Genomic DNA, 12,770 nt, shown 5'->3' with positions numbered 1-12,770 from the left:
TAACTAAAAAAGCAGACCATAATGGACGCCCGATACCAGCAAATTGCCCGTCTTCTGAAATCTTCCATCGCTTCCGGCGAGCTTGCTCCCGGCGCCCGGCTACCGTCGAGCCGTACCTTCGCCCGGGAAAACGGCGTGTCGCGCGCCACCGTAGAGCACGCTTATGCCGAGCTGGTGGCGCAGGGCTGGATTGAGCGGCGCGGGCAGGCGGGAAGTTTTGTCAGCGACACCGTGACGCCGGGCAGCGCTTTACCCGCGGCGTCCCTGACGGAGGGGACAGATAACATTCCGCAGCCGTTTCAGATGGGGTTGCCCGCACTCGATCTCTTTCCGCGCGCGCTCTGGGGGCGACTGATGGGGCGGCGGCTGCGCACCCAGACGCGCTTTGATCTGGGGCCGGGCGACGTGGCGGGAGAGCGGCTGTTACGCCAGGCTATCGTCGATTACCTGCGTTTTTCCCGCAGTATTGACTGTACCCCCGGGCAGATATTTATCACCGCCAGCTACGCGATGTCGATGACGCTGATCCTGCGCACGCTCGCCGCTGCCGGCGACGGCATGTGGGTGGAAGATCCGGGCTTTCGGCTGATCCGCCCGGTGATCGCCCGTGAGCAGGTCAGGCTGTTGCCGGTGCCGGTCGATGAGAACGGCATGAATATCGACGCCGCCCGGGCATTACATCCGCAGGCGCGTTTCGTGTTGCTGACGCCAGCGCATCAGAGCCCGCTCGGCGTGGCGCTCTCGTTGCCGCGCCGTCGGCAGTTGCTGGACTGGGCGGCGCACCGTGAGGCGTGGATCATCGAAGACGATTATGACAGTGAGTTTCGCTATCACGGCAAACCGCTGCCGCCGCTGAAAAGCCTCGACGCCCCGCAGCGGGTGATCTACGCCGGGACCTTCAGTAAATCGCTGTTTCCGGCGATCCGTACCGGCTGGATCGTGGTGCCTGCGCCGCACGTAGCCGCTTTCCGTCGCCAGGCGGCGATGTATCCCTGTACGGTGCCAGGGCTGGTTCAACTGACGCTGGCGGATTTTATCTCGCAGGGTCATTTCTGGCGGCACCTGAAAAACATGCGTCAGCATTATGCCCGGCGGCGTGAATGGCTGGAAAGGGCGCTTAAGCAGCAGGGTTTTGACGTGGCGGCGCAGCAGGGCGGCATTCAGCTGGTGATCGCGGTTACGGATGACGATAAGCAACTGGCGGCACGGGCAAATCAGGCCGGGCTGGCGGTGCAGGCATTAAGCGCATGGCAGATAGCGGGGGGCGACAGAAGGGGGCTTCTGCTCTGTTTTACTAATATTTCATCGGCGGAAATGGCGGAACAGCTGGCGGAAAAACTCAGCAAGGCAATACGCCCCGCGAGCGCAACTCACGGGGCAGCAATGGACTAGCGACGCATGCTCAGGAGCGCGCCGAGGAAAATCCCGACCGCTGCCGCAGCACCTACGCTGGACCATGGTTTTTCTTTAACGAACGTATCCGCGCAACCCACTACATCGCAGGCTGCCTGTTTCACACGGGTACGGCCCTGCAGTTTTGCACGGGTTTCTTTTAACAGCGCCTGTGCTTTACGACGTGCGCCATCGGCATCATCCTTCACGTCACTGCCCCAGGACTTAAGTACGCTTTCCAGGCTGTCCGCTAAACGGCTGACATCATCATTGATATCCTGAACGCCTTGATCAACATCTCTGCGGTTCGGTCTGCTAAACATATGATCCTCCCTTGTTTTCGTTGTCATGATCAGTGTAGCGCACAAAATCCACCCTTGAAGCGGATCGCGAGATATGCCGCCCTTTATGGACTTTTCCGAAAGCGCTGCTAATGCTCATTACTGTAAGGTTGCGATGCAGTAAATGATGACGAGGAAAAAATATGTATTTACGACCCGATGAGGTGGCACGCGTTCTTGAGAAAGCGGGATTTACGATGGATGTCGCTACGAATAAAACCTACGGTTACCGTCGCGGCGATAATTATGTGTACGTAAATCGCGAAGCGCGAATGGGACGTACCGCCTTAATTATTCATCCCACGCTTAAAGAGCGCAGTTTGTCCCTTGCGGAGCCCGCCTCGGAGATCAAAATGTGCGATCACTATCAGCATTTCCCGCTCTACCTGGGCGGCGATGCGCAGGAGCATTACGGCATTCCCCACGGATTCAGTTCGCGGATGGCGCTGGAGCGTTTTCTGTCAGGGCTGTTTGGCGAATCGGCATAATGCGTTTTCTTTTCATGCTTCCAATAAGGTGAAGACTCAGGAAAACACGAACCTTTAAGATAATGCAGTGACCACTATCGCAATTGATCGTTAACGCTGGTGGTCAGCTTTGTCTCACCCTCATAGAAAAAATCGTGGAGATTGTACCGCTTTCGATGCCATAAATAACATCGGGGGAAAGTGTTTACTATACCTATGAGACCAGAATGTGCGGTGTTAAGGAAACTATTACCGACATGGCTTTCAACGTCGCTGGCGTTCGAGATATCGCAAGGGTGCTGAAAATCAGCATCATTATCATTACGTATCACGTATTCAAATAAAGTGTCTAACCAGTAAAATAATCTGTATGTCCTGCTCTGTGTACCTCTTTGAAAACATCAAGGGTGCCTTCACTCAAAAAAATAGATGTTCCACTAATTGAAGGTCTTACAAATTTGTACCGGAGCAAACTACACTTCGGTGTTTTTTTGTTTCATTCCTGTTAATAGTGGGGCCTGTGTGCAGAGATTTTAGCGTTGGATGAGTATTTGCCGCTCGTTCTATTGAGTCATTCATTGGTTACTTCCAAAATTAACCCCCTTCTTTATTAAATGTGATTTTAAGCAAGTTTCGAAACGCTGTTAAGCGTATTTTATTGTTTGATTTATATTTAAATATATTCACGAGATGAATGCAAAAGGGAATTTATATTTATGACAGTTAAATTTCACCCTCTAAACTTTTCTCCTGTAGCGTTCCCGCATATACAAAGGAACGGCTTGCGCGTCATGCGTGCAGGAGAAATACATTTAGCCCAGCAATTATATGGCCATAGCATCCATTATGAAAAAGTCTGGATCCACCACGGCAGTTTTTTGCCTTTTGATATGCAGGAAAACCACACGGCAATGACGCCGACCGGGGAGATATGGTTTGAACAAGAGCTTTATAAGGATGATTTTTCTAGATCAGATTTATCTTTAAAACATATTTTTATGCATGAGCTTATGCATGTATGGCAAAAAGAGCGAGGTATGAATGTTATTATGCGAGGTCTGATTTCAGGTATAACTGACTATCACTACAAGCTAGATAAATACCGTCTTTCTGATTACTCAATGGAACAGCAAGCCAGTATTGTATCTGATTACTGGCTTTTAAAGCACTTCGGATTTTCTCGTAAATCAGCTCATAATTTACTTGATTACAATCCTAAAATCCCTGCATGTAAACTCTTATCTGAATACGAAAGAATAATGGGAAGGTTTCCAAATTGAAAAGTTTATTGCTGCTATTTTCTTTCATGCTTTCAGCATGTTGCTGGGAGCATCAAATTGCCCTGCATCCCGGTGATGCCTCTATCAATAGAAGTTCTATTTGTATATCTTCATCGGGTGGGAAAAACCTTTCAGGATATGCTTTAGACGCAAGAACACTTGATAATCATTATGCCGAGAGAGATTTGGTGGTTTCAGAAACAGTAAATGCACGAACGCCATACTGTTTTAAATTAAATCTTGATTCCTATATGGAGTATACGCTTTACTACGAATTAGATGATGTTAATTACACGGTTCCATTTATTACTGATGATTCTCCTGTCGTGTACACAAAGGCCTACTCCAATTAATAAGGAAATTAATTATGTCATTACCCGCTTATATGTTTCTGTACGACGAAAATGGTGTTTTGATGCAGGGGACTTGTGAAGCACATGGACGCGTCGGGGCTACCGAAGTTTCAACTTCACAATTTGGCGTTTATCAGGGGATGGATAATTTCACTGGGCGTTTTAGTGGTTCACGTCAGCATGAACCTTTTACATTCCGTAAAGAGATCGACAAATTAACTCCGTTTTTGTTCATTGCAGTTTGCCAAAGCAAACGTTTTAAAAAAGTTGAGTTTAAATACTATGAAACATCTTCAGCCGGTATAGAGGTTGAAACATTCAATGTAATTATGGATGAGGTGGGCATCAGTTCCTATAATTTCGGTCATGCTTATGCCCCCGGCGCTATTCAGTCGAATATGAGTGAAATCATAGGGTTCCGCTCAACAAAAATAACAGTGCGTTATTTACCTGGTAACATTTCATATTCAGACTCCTGGTATAGGGAATAGCAATATTTATTTACTGATGTTTTCCCCGGTTTCTTATTGAATGTAAATGTAGCGACGGGCCTGTGCCTGTCGCCTGCCGTCAGGCTTTCGCCTGGTAGTAATTACTCACTCTGAACAGACGGCGGCAGTAATCCAGGAAGTAGCCGTAGACCGCGCCCATTAGCATCGATACCACGATATTCGAACTTACCGCCGCGGCGATCTGGTGCCAGTCTGCACCCACCGTCAGCAAAATCGCCACGTAGACCGGTGACTGAAAGGTGACATAGGCCGCGATATCCGCCAGATTTTTCATCCAGCCCGCCGGGGTATAACGACGCGCCATACGCATAATCGCATCACGGTACAGGCCGTAGGGCCAGGCAATCAGGATGTTAACCGGGATGGCGACCAGTCTGGACGAGAGCGACTGCTCAAAGCTCATGCCTGAAAGAAATATCTCAATCAGCATGTTCACTACCGAACAGTAGACCACCATGGCAAAGGTGTCGGCCACGGCGTGACGCAGGCGTGACTGCGGAGAGAACATGCTAAAGCTCCTGTGAAATATATTATCAGGTCGTTCGCCGGTGAAACCAGCGTAATGAAGGGGGATGTTTAGTGTGGATAGAGTATATCGCTACCATGAAACGCACAATTAGCGATTAATTTTTATTTAACGCGCTTTTGTCAATAAAATACTCTGTGAGCGGGCGATTTTTTCGCGCTGCGTTATATTGCGCGGGAGGTCAGAGGAAAGTGTTGATAAACAATGAGTTGAGGAGAATGCGGTGAGCGCGCCCACCGCACATGCAAAAGACGCTGATTAACAGACGCCGAAATCGCCTTCTTCTTTATATGGCGTGACGTCAACCGCTTTCAGGGTAAACTTTTCACCCTGTTCGTCGCTGGCGCGTACGGCAACGATTTGATCGTCATTTACTTCGATCACTTTCAGTTTTGGGCCGCCCATACGCGGCTGCACCAGATCACCTGCTGAAAACATAATTGCACTCCTTCATGAATAGTATGACTGCGTAAAGCAGAGTAAAAGCATAAGACGAAACTGGCGATACCCGCCACAATGACTACGCTTAAAGAGAAATTGTCTTTTTTTACAATAACCTGGATTTTGCTTGCAAGGGAGTAGTTATGGGTTTCTGGCGTATTGTTATTACCATCATCCTGCCGCCGCTTGGCGTGTTACTCGGGAAAGGCTTAGGCGGAGCCTTTATTCTGAATATTATCCTGACGCTGCTGGGTTATATCCCCGGTCTCATTCATGCGTTCTGGGTGCAGTCGCGCAACTAATCTTTCCGGCGGACAGGGCCTCCTGCCCGCCACTCCTGCTTAACGCTTAAAAGGTTTCCCAGTTCGCATCACCTGCGGCGGCGGTTGCCACTGCCGGGCGTAGCGTGGTTTTCGCTTTCACTACGGGTGTTACCGGGCGACGCAGTTTGTCATTCACCTGAAAGACCGCCACCGCCTGACGCAGTTGATCCGCCTGTTCTTCCAGTGCCGCCGCTGCGGTCGCGGATTCCTGCACCAGCGCGGCGTTCTGCTGCGTGACGCTGTCCATCTGCGATACCGCGAGGCTCACCTGCTCAATACCGCGACTCTGTTCATCCGACGCCGAGGCGATCTCGCCCATAATATCGGTCACCCGCGTAACGGCATTAACGATCTCTTTCATGGTTTCACCCGCTTCGGCCACCTGTGACGAACCGGTATCCACGCGGCTGACGGATTTTTCGATCAGCGCCTTGATCTCTTTGGCGGCGCTGGCGCTGCGGCTGGCCAGCGTACGGACTTCACCCGCCACCACCGCAAATCCGCGACCCTGTTCACCGGCGCGCGCCGCTTCTACCGCCGCGTTAAGCGCAAGGATATTGGTCTGGAAAGCAATACCGTCGATCACGCTGGTGATTTGCACGATCTGCTGTGAACTGTCGGCAATATCGTTCATGGTGCGCACCACATTGGTGACCACCTGGCCGCCGCGATCGGCCGTTTCCGAGGCCGTCCGGGCCAGTTGAGCAGCCTGACGGGCGTTATCGGTGTTCTGTTTCACCGTGGCGGTCAGCTGCTCCATGCTGGCAGCGGTTTCTTCCAGCGACGCCGCCTGCTGCTCGGTGCGCGAGGACAGATCATTATTACCGGAGGAGATCTCTCCCGCGCCGGTGTAGATGGAATCCGAGCTGCTGCGCACCGCGCTGACGGTGGAGACCAGCGACTGTTGCATCTCATGCAGGCCCGCAGCTAACTGGCTCATTTCGTTACGCCCGTCAGCATCGATCTGGCGCGTCAGATCGCCCCCGGCAATGGCGCGAATATGCGCCAGCATGTCCTGCAAAGGTTTAAGCAACATGTGTTGCAGACCCAGCCAGATCACCACAAAGACCGCGAGCATCACCAGCAAAATGGTGCCCAGCGTCCACTGCATCTGGGTAAAACTGTGCTGATTCTGCGCGGCTGCGGCTTTCAGCAGACCATTGTTTTCCGCACGCCACTGGGCAAACGCGGCTTCCATTTCATCCTGCGCCTGCTGTGCATCAAGATTGCCGTAGGCTTCATAATTATTGGCTTTCAGATACTGGATCGACATCTGCAACACATCGTGCATCTGACGCCAGTTTTTCTCCATCAGCGCGGCGACCGCCGCATCCTGCCCGCTGATACGTTCAGTACGCTTGTAGCTTTCGAAGTAACCTTCAGATTTGCTGAGTGAATCGCCCGCCGTAGTCAGCAGTTTATCGATGGCCGCCAGCGAGGCCGGATCGCGCTGATTTTTCAGAAAACGGATCGCAACGCGGGTCAAAGTGACGCGGGTTTTGACAAGGGTATTCACACTGTCGCTAAGATTTTCCTGCTGTGCGTTCAGTACGCCATATTGTTGAAAGTTGCTGCGATCATTATCAACCGCAGAATAGAACAACCCACCCGTCACCACCTGCAACATACAGAAAATGGCAAGCGCGAAGATGATCCCGGTGATGACCTTAATATTTTTAAGCATGACAGCCGTCCGTAAGTGATCCGCAAGTGCATAAGGGTTATCGACGACGGCAGGGGGATCTTTATGAACATTTAGTTAACATGTGCATAAAAATTAGCCCCGGTGGTTATAACCGGGGCGGGGGATTATTGACCGGCCTTGCGCAGCTCAACCGCGCGGGCGATAGACGGCTCCAGCAGACGGGCGACGGCGGCGAACACCGGCACGACCACGGAATTGCCAAACTGACGATAGGCCTGGGTGTCGGATACCGGAATGCGGAACGGGCGTCCGCCGGGGGTTTCAAAGCCCATCAGTCGCGCGCATTCCACCGGCGTCAGTCGACGGGGGCGGCGCGCCTGATTCGTTGGATCGGCAAACGCCGTTTCGCCCAGCGCATGATCCCAGCCGCGATCGACAAGGATCTCCGAGCCATCTTTGTGGTAGCGGGCAGACAAAGTACGCGTCACCACGTCCGGGCGCGTGGGATCCACCAGCCCGAAGCCAAAACCGTTGCCCTTCGCCTGGTGCTTTTTGGCGTAGCGGTAGAGAAAATCCCACAGCTTTTCCGACAGCACATACTTGCTGTCGACCACCGGATCCAGCAGCTCGCCGAAGGCCGGTCGCTGCGCCGGATAAAAGCGTTTGATATCGCGCAGGGTAAAATTGTTGTGGATGTTCAGGTCGCGGCGGAATCCCACCAGCACTATGCGCTCGCGGTGCTGGGGTAAAAAATGTTTGCCGTCGATGATTTTCGGATCGTCCTTGCCGTTCACCGCCGCATCAGCGACCTCGTAGCCCAGCTCGTCCAGCGTCTGCATGATCACGCTGAAGGTTTTGCCCTTGTCGTGGCTTTTAAGGTTTTTAACGTTTTCGAGAACAAAAATCGCCGGTTGTTTGGCTTTGATGATGCGCGCCACGTCAAAGAACAGCGTGCCCTGCGCTTCACATTCAAAACCATGGGCGCGGCCCAGCGCATTCTTCTTGCTGACGCCCGCGAGGCTGAAAGGCTGGCAGGGGAAGCCGGCGAGCAGCACATCATGATCGGGAATGGTGCGGTCAATGTGCGCGTAGGCCTGCGCCTCGGTGACATCCGGGTTATCGCTTAAGGTGACTTCCCGGATGTCGCTGTTAAAGGTATGCACCGCGTCGTCGTTATACCAGTTGGCTTTATAGGTACGCACCGCGTTCTTGTTCCACTCGCTGGTGAACACGCACTGACCGCCGATGGCGTCAAAACCCTGTCTGATGCCGCCGATACCGGCAAATAAATCGATAAAACGAAACGCATAGTCGGGATGATGGGCGGGCGGAGAGGGCAGCATTTTGCGCAATAATGCTTCTTCGCTGGCGGTGAGGGATTTCGGCGCGCACTTGCCGTTCACCCGGCGGTTAAGGGTTTCCCGGCTCCAGTCGTTTTTGCCCAGCTTGCGCAGCTGCTCGGCCACATATTTTTGTCCGTAGATCGCCAGTACCTTATCCAGCAGCGCTCTGTCACGCGCCTGTTGATCCTGCTCTTCCGCCTGCGCCTTCGCCAGCAGATCCTGAGCAATAACATCAAATTCCGACATAGCATCTCCTTGGTTTAATGTGTGAAAATATATCACTCATTTGACCCAGCGCCTTATTTCATTTGCGCAGCACTGCTTTTTTTGTCATTGCTATACTCTGATTTCACCCCTCTGGTGGCCTTAAGGGTACTTTGTGCGTATTGCAACTATTACCAATGTCGCCTACGTCGCGACGGTTATTCTGACGCTCGCCTCCGGCGTGGCGCTGTTTATGGCCTCCAGCGCCGATCGCACGGAGCGCAAAGCCGTTGAACAGCGCTATGTGCTGGATAAACTTACCGAAGAGATTGAAATCGAAGCCTTCGCCTTAAGCGAACTGGCGCGCTCGATCGTCATTAATCCTGATGCTGAGGAGATCCAGCAGCTGAAAGCCGGATTCGCGAAAGAGCGGGAGCTGGAAAAACATCTGGTCGCCGTGAAAGATGTCGGCGCCTCGCCGGATGAGCTGCTGCTGTTACGGGACGGGATGGTGGTGCTCAAAGCGCTGGAGGATGAGCAGCAGGCGGCGCTGGCAGCAGTGGAACGGGGCGCGGCGGCGGAAGGGATGAAAATTGTCTTCAGCGCCGATTACGAGCAGCAGCTCGATCAGGTGCGGTATCGCTTCGATCACTTCCGGCAGCTGCTGGATCAGCGGGCGCAGGTCGCGATCGGCGAGGCGACCAAAAAATCCCAGTGGCTGCGCTCATTATCAGAAATCATGGTCGGCCTCACCGCGCTGCTGTTTCTGTTTGTGCTGGGCTTTATTATCAAGCACCGCATTCTGCGCCCGGTGGTGACGCTCAGCGATGTGGTTAACCGTCTCGCCTCTCAGGATTACGACGTCGAAGCGCCGGTGCTGGCGCAGGTGGATGAGATCGGCGACATGGCGCAGGCAATCCGCATCTTCCGTGAGAACGGCCTGGTCCGCCAGCGGCTGGAGCGCGAGCGCGATGCCGACTGGGTGACGCGCAATCTGCTGGCCCGCATGACGCAACGGCTACAGGGCTGCGACTCCAGGGACAGCATTCTGAAGGTGATCGCCCTGTTTGTGCCGCAAATTATCCCGGATATGAGCGGGCGGCTGTATATGCTCGATCGGCGCGCCAACCGTATGGTGTGCATGACCAGCTGGCTGTCGCCCTCCGGTGACGACACGCCCTTTACCCCGGATCACTGCTGGGCGCTCAAACGCGGGCAGCTTCACAGCCCGGCGCGGGATACGGTGGATGTGCCCTGCGAGCATTTAACGCCCGACGTCGCTGACAAGGCGATCTGCGTGCCGTTAATCGCGCAAAACAATATTATCGGTCTGCTGACCTTCGAGAATCGTGCGCCGGAGAAAGAGCCGCCTTACACCTATCTTGAACTGATCGCCGAAACCCTGGCCCTGTCGCTGGCTAACCAGAAGCTGCGCGATACGCTGACCGAGCGGGCGATGTACGACTCCCTCACCGGGCTGCACAATCGTTATCATCTGGAAGAAACCCTGCGAACGCTGCTGGGGCGCGCCGAAGCGAAGAAAAGCGTGCTCAGCTGTCTGATGATCGACATCGATCACTTCAAACGCCTCAATGATACTTACGGGCATGAGGCGGGGGATCAGGTACTGCGCGAGACGGCGCGGGTGATCCAGCATGCCTTAAACGAGCGCGGCATGGCGTTTCGCTATGGCGGGGAAGAGTTCCTGGTCATCCTGCCGGAAATGAACGAAGCCCAGGCGCAAAGCGTCGCCAGTAAGCTACTGCTGGCCATCTCAACGCAGCCGATGATCTACGAGACGCAGGACATTGGCCCGGTATCCGTTTCCATCGGCATCGCCACCTGGCCGGTGCACGCCCGCGCCGATAATTTGATCCGTACCGCCGATCTGGCGCTCTATCTCGCAAAAGAGCGTGGCCGCGGACAAATCGTGATGGCGAAAAAAGGTGAGTAGGGGCAGGCGGCTATTACCGGGAATTAGCTCTCTTTTATGATGATGCTCTGCTGTTTATCGCCGCCCGCTCTCCGTTAGGCTAAGGGTAAATTGATGACCCAGTGAACCTGACATGACCCAGCCGACAAAAGAGCAAGTGATTGATGCGTATCGTTTGATCCGCACGGAACAACCCTGGAAGTTTGATGCCTCCGACCTGTCTCATCACCGCGTACTGCCCTATGCCACGCGGTCGCCCTGGTTAGATGATCCTGAGTTTTTAAGCCTCTACGAAAAAATTAAAGGGCATACGCTGGTCGATTTGTATCGCTGCTATGAATTATGGCTGCTGGCAAAGCAGACCGGTAAAGTTGAAGGCGTGGTGCTGGAAGTGGGCGTCTGGCGCGGCGGCACCGGCGCGATCCTCGCACAGGCCACCAAAGCGCTGGGTAAAAAAGTCTATCTTGCAGATACCTTTACCGGCGTGGTGAAAGCCGGGGAGAAAGACACGCTGTATAAAGGCGGTGAACATGCGGATACGTCGCTGGCGATAGTTAACGCGCTTATGTCGTCACTGGCGATTGATAATATCCAGATTCTCGAAGGTATTTTCCCGGACGATACCCAGCATTTACTGCCGGAGAATATTGCCCTGCTGCACTGCGACGTGGATGTGTATTCTTCTACGAAGGATATTGTTGACTGGTGTCTGCCGCGCATGAATACCGGCGCAATGCTGGTATTTGATGATTACGGCTTTTTTGGCTGCGAAGGCGTCACCACGTTCTGCGATGAATTAAAACTGCGCAACGATCTTATTTTCACGCACAACCTGAACGGTCACGCGGTATTTGTGAAAATCTGAATACAGTCGCTGGATAATCAGGCCCAACGGTAGCGTTGGGCCTGAAAAGCGCGATCAATAGAGACGAAGCGTTAATTACATTTTCCTGTCGGGGCTTTTAGCGGGCCGCATGCACTGTAATCCAGCAGCAGGTAGCCTTTTCGCTGCATGCAAATTTCTATCTTCCCGATACGGTTTTTATGCTGCTCCAGACTTTCGCCAGAATGAACATAATTCCGGCTAAAATCATCCGGCGCGATGTTTTTATCCAGCCCGCAGCTGTAGAGATCCCGTGTACGCTGCGCGACGTCGGTATGCCCGAGCTGGCCCGGTTTCTGAATGGTATGCGCATACGGAAAAGAGGTGTAATTGCTGGAATCCATATCACCCACCACGCAACCGGTGAGCAGAGCGCAGAGTAACAGCACGGTTTTATTCAGCATGGCTAATTACATTTTCCTGTCGGGGCTTTCAGCGGGCCGCACTTATCGAAGTCCTGCAAGATATAGCCTTTGCTTTGCATACAGCTCTCAAGCTTGCTGATTCGCTTTTTGTGTTCTTCAAGCGTTTCTCCAGGAAGCATAGAACCGCGACTGAAATCATCCGGCGCAATATTTTTATCCAGCCCGCAGCTGTAGAGATCCCGCGTACGTTGCGCGACGTCGGTATGCCCGAGCTGGCCCGGTTTCTGAATAGTATGCGCATAGGGCGGGTGGCGAAAATTGGATGAATCAAGATCCGCCACCACGCACCCTGTAAGCATCAGCCCTGCGGCGGCCAGGCATACAACATGCCGGATCGCCATTAGTCTGTGCATAACCCGGTAGGGGCTTTCAGCGGGCCACAGTCATCAAAACCGTAAACCTTATAGCCCTTGCCTTTCATGCAGCTCAGCACTTTATTGCGTCGTGCATTGAACTGTTCAGACGTTTCGCCCGGATAAGAACCGTTCAGGCTCCAGTGCGGATCGTCAAGATCCACTTTTGGGTTCACGCCGCAGGCATACAGATCGGTTTTGCGCTGCTGCACGTTGGTGCGCCCGGCGGCGTCAGGTTTCTGGAACAATTTAATCCACGGCACATAGTCGTAGTTAGAAGAGTCCATATCGGCGACCACACAACCAGTCAGCAGACAACACAACAGCAGCAAAATTTTGGGCATTCTGT

The 12,770-nt window shown here is 53.1% G+C and carries 17 protein-coding genes; 9 read left to right on the top strand and 8 right to left on the bottom strand.

Going from position 1 to position 12,770, the window contains the following annotated elements; translation table 11 throughout:
• Positions 1–21: 21 nt before the first annotated feature.
• A complete protein-coding gene (pdxR, locus tag BMF08_RS00295; protein WP_072570056.1) occupies positions 22–1,392 on the top strand; it encodes a MocR-like pyridoxine biosynthesis transcription factor PdxR in 1,371 nt (456 codons plus the stop codon).
• Here the strand turns inward: pdxR and BMF08_RS00290 are convergent.
• Positions 1,389–1,715 carry a DUF883 domain-containing protein gene (locus BMF08_RS00290; protein ID WP_072570057.1) on the bottom strand — a complete coding sequence of 109 codons (327 nt, stop codon included), beginning with the start codon at positions 1,713–1,715 and terminating at the stop codon, positions 1,389–1,391. The genes pdxR and BMF08_RS00290 overlap by 4 nt on opposite strands.
• Before the next feature lie 161 nt (positions 1,716–1,876).
• On the opposite strand from BMF08_RS00290, the gene BMF08_RS00285 reads away from it, so the two are divergent.
• From BMF08_RS00285 to BMF08_RS00270, 5 genes are all read left to right on the top strand, one after another.
• Positions 1,877–2,221, top strand: coding sequence for a DUF2002 family protein (locus BMF08_RS00285; RefSeq protein WP_072570058.1), 345 nt, complete (start codon positions 1,877–1,879; stop codon positions 2,219–2,221).
• A gap of 206 nt (positions 2,222–2,427) precedes the next feature.
• Positions 2,428–2,544 (top strand): IS1-like element transposase, encoded by a 117-nt coding sequence (locus BMF08_RS21430; RefSeq protein ID WP_083580966.1) that lies wholly within the window; start codon positions 2,428–2,430, stop codon positions 2,542–2,544.
• Between the two features lie 372 nt (positions 2,545–2,916).
• Positions 2,917–3,480, top strand: a complete 564-nt coding sequence (locus BMF08_RS00275) for a type IV secretion protein Rhs (protein WP_072570059.1) — start codon at positions 2,917–2,919, stop codon at positions 3,478–3,480.
• Positions 3,477–3,833: a hypothetical protein gene (locus tag BMF08_RS21110; RefSeq protein ID WP_158684864.1), complete on the top strand. Its 357-nt coding sequence runs from the start codon at positions 3,477–3,479 to the stop codon at positions 3,831–3,833. Before BMF08_RS00275 ends, BMF08_RS21110 begins: the two co-directional genes overlap by 4 nt.
• Before the next feature lie 14 nt (positions 3,834–3,847).
• Entirely contained in the window at positions 3,848–4,324 is a 477-nt protein-coding gene (locus tag BMF08_RS00270; protein WP_072570060.1) for an Hcp family type VI secretion system effector, read from the top strand.
• Between the two features lie 79 nt (positions 4,325–4,403).
• Here BMF08_RS00270 and alaE read toward each other — a convergent pair whose 3' ends face one another.
• Both alaE and BMF08_RS00260 read right to left on the bottom strand, forming a co-directional pair.
• Entirely contained in the window at positions 4,404–4,853 is a 450-nt protein-coding gene (alaE, locus tag BMF08_RS00265) for an L-alanine exporter AlaE (protein ID WP_072570061.1), read from the bottom strand.
• Positions 4,854–5,129: 276 nt separating this feature from the next.
• Positions 5,130–5,309, bottom strand: a complete 180-nt coding sequence (locus BMF08_RS00260) for a hypothetical protein (protein ID WP_072570062.1) — start codon at positions 5,307–5,309, stop codon at positions 5,130–5,132.
• Positions 5,310–5,455: 146 nt separating this feature from the next.
• Between BMF08_RS00260 and BMF08_RS00255 the strand changes: the two genes are divergently transcribed.
• Positions 5,456–5,614, top strand: a complete 159-nt coding sequence (locus BMF08_RS00255) for a YqaE/Pmp3 family membrane protein (RefSeq protein ID WP_072570063.1) — start codon at positions 5,456–5,458, stop codon at positions 5,612–5,614.
• A gap of 46 nt (positions 5,615–5,660) precedes the next feature.
• Here the strand turns inward: BMF08_RS00255 and tcp are convergent, their stop codons facing one another.
• Positions 5,661–7,319: a methyl-accepting chemotaxis citrate transducer gene (gene tcp / locus BMF08_RS00250; RefSeq protein ID WP_072570064.1), complete on the bottom strand. Its 1,659-nt coding sequence runs from the start codon at positions 7,317–7,319 to the stop codon at positions 5,661–5,663.
• Positions 7,320–7,444: 125 nt separating this feature from the next.
• Complete coding sequence (locus BMF08_RS00245; RefSeq protein WP_072570065.1) at positions 7,445–8,869, bottom strand: DNA cytosine methyltransferase; 1,425 nt, start codon at positions 8,867–8,869, stop codon at positions 7,445–7,447.
• Positions 8,870–9,002: 133 nt separating this feature from the next.
• Here BMF08_RS00245 and BMF08_RS00240 point away from each other — a divergent pair, with 133 nt between their 5' ends.
• Complete coding sequence (locus BMF08_RS00240; RefSeq protein ID WP_072570066.1) at positions 9,003–10,781, top strand: diguanylate cyclase; 1,779 nt, start codon at positions 9,003–9,005, stop codon at positions 10,779–10,781.
• A gap of 112 nt (positions 10,782–10,893) precedes the next feature.
• Positions 10,894–11,625: a TylF/MycF/NovP-related O-methyltransferase gene (locus tag BMF08_RS00235; RefSeq protein WP_072570067.1), complete on the top strand. Its 732-nt coding sequence runs from the start codon at positions 10,894–10,896 to the stop codon at positions 11,623–11,625.
• A gap of 71 nt (positions 11,626–11,696) precedes the next feature.
• Here BMF08_RS00235 and BMF08_RS00230 read toward each other — a convergent pair whose 3' ends face one another.
• The 3 genes from BMF08_RS00230 to BMF08_RS00220 are packed head-to-tail and all read right to left on the bottom strand — an operon-like array spanning position 11,697 to position 12,765.
• Complete coding sequence (locus BMF08_RS00230; RefSeq protein ID WP_072570068.1) at positions 11,697–12,047, bottom strand: hypothetical protein; 351 nt, start codon at positions 12,045–12,047, stop codon at positions 11,697–11,699.
• A gap of 2 nt (positions 12,048–12,049) precedes the next feature.
• On the bottom strand, positions 12,050–12,367 hold the full coding sequence (locus BMF08_RS00225) for a hypothetical protein (RefSeq protein ID WP_099458806.1): 318 nt from the start codon (positions 12,365–12,367) through the stop codon (positions 12,050–12,052).
• Between the two features lie 41 nt (positions 12,368–12,408).
• A complete protein-coding gene (locus tag BMF08_RS00220) occupies positions 12,409–12,765 on the bottom strand; it encodes a hypothetical protein (RefSeq protein WP_072570070.1) in 357 nt (118 codons plus the stop codon).
• Between the last annotated feature and the right edge of the window lie 5 nt (positions 12,766–12,770).

It is taken from the genome of Enterobacter sp. SA187 (assembly GCF_001888805.2).
Lineage (GTDB): Bacteria > Pseudomonadota > Gammaproteobacteria > Enterobacterales > Enterobacteriaceae > Enterobacter_D.
Note: the sequence above shows the minus strand (reverse complement) of the source record. Positions and strands in the feature narration are given on the sequence as shown.

Coding starts and splice junctions, on each gene's coding strand:
- pdxR (WP_072570056.1), top strand. CDS start 22: ATGGACGCCCGATACCAGCAAATTGCCCGTCTTCTGAAATCTTCCATC.
- BMF08_RS00290 (WP_072570057.1), bottom strand. CDS start 1,715: ATGTTTAGCAGACCGAACCGCAGAGATGTTGATCAAGGCGTTCAGGAT.
- BMF08_RS00285 (WP_072570058.1), top strand. CDS start 1,877: ATGTATTTACGACCCGATGAGGTGGCACGCGTTCTTGAGAAAGCGGGA.
- BMF08_RS21430 (WP_083580966.1), top strand. CDS start 2,428: ATGTGCGGTGTTAAGGAAACTATTACCGACATGGCTTTCAACGTCGCT.
- BMF08_RS00275 (WP_072570059.1), top strand. CDS start 2,917: ATGACAGTTAAATTTCACCCTCTAAACTTTTCTCCTGTAGCGTTCCCG.
- BMF08_RS00270 (WP_072570060.1), top strand. CDS start 3,848: ATGTCATTACCCGCTTATATGTTTCTGTACGACGAAAATGGTGTTTTG.
- alaE (WP_072570061.1), bottom strand. CDS start 4,853: ATGTTCTCTCCGCAGTCACGCCTGCGTCACGCCGTGGCCGACACCTTT.
- BMF08_RS00260 (WP_072570062.1), bottom strand. CDS start 5,309: ATGTTTTCAGCAGGTGATCTGGTGCAGCCGCGTATGGGCGGCCCAAAA.
- BMF08_RS00255 (WP_072570063.1), top strand. CDS start 5,456: ATGGGTTTCTGGCGTATTGTTATTACCATCATCCTGCCGCCGCTTGGC.
- tcp (WP_072570064.1), bottom strand. CDS start 7,319: ATGCTTAAAAATATTAAGGTCATCACCGGGATCATCTTCGCGCTTGCC.
- BMF08_RS00245 (WP_072570065.1), bottom strand. CDS start 8,869: ATGTCGGAATTTGATGTTATTGCTCAGGATCTGCTGGCGAAGGCGCAG.
- BMF08_RS00235 (WP_072570067.1), top strand. CDS start 10,894: ATGACCCAGCCGACAAAAGAGCAAGTGATTGATGCGTATCGTTTGATC.
- BMF08_RS00230 (WP_072570068.1), bottom strand. CDS start 12,047: ATGCTGAATAAAACCGTGCTGTTACTCTGCGCTCTGCTCACCGGTTGC.
- BMF08_RS00225 (WP_099458806.1), bottom strand. CDS start 12,367: ATGCTTACAGGGTGCGTGGTGGCGGATCTTGATTCATCCAATTTTCGC.
- BMF08_RS00220 (WP_072570070.1), bottom strand. CDS start 12,765: ATGCCCAAAATTTTGCTGCTGTTGTGTTGTCTGCTGACTGGTTGTGTG.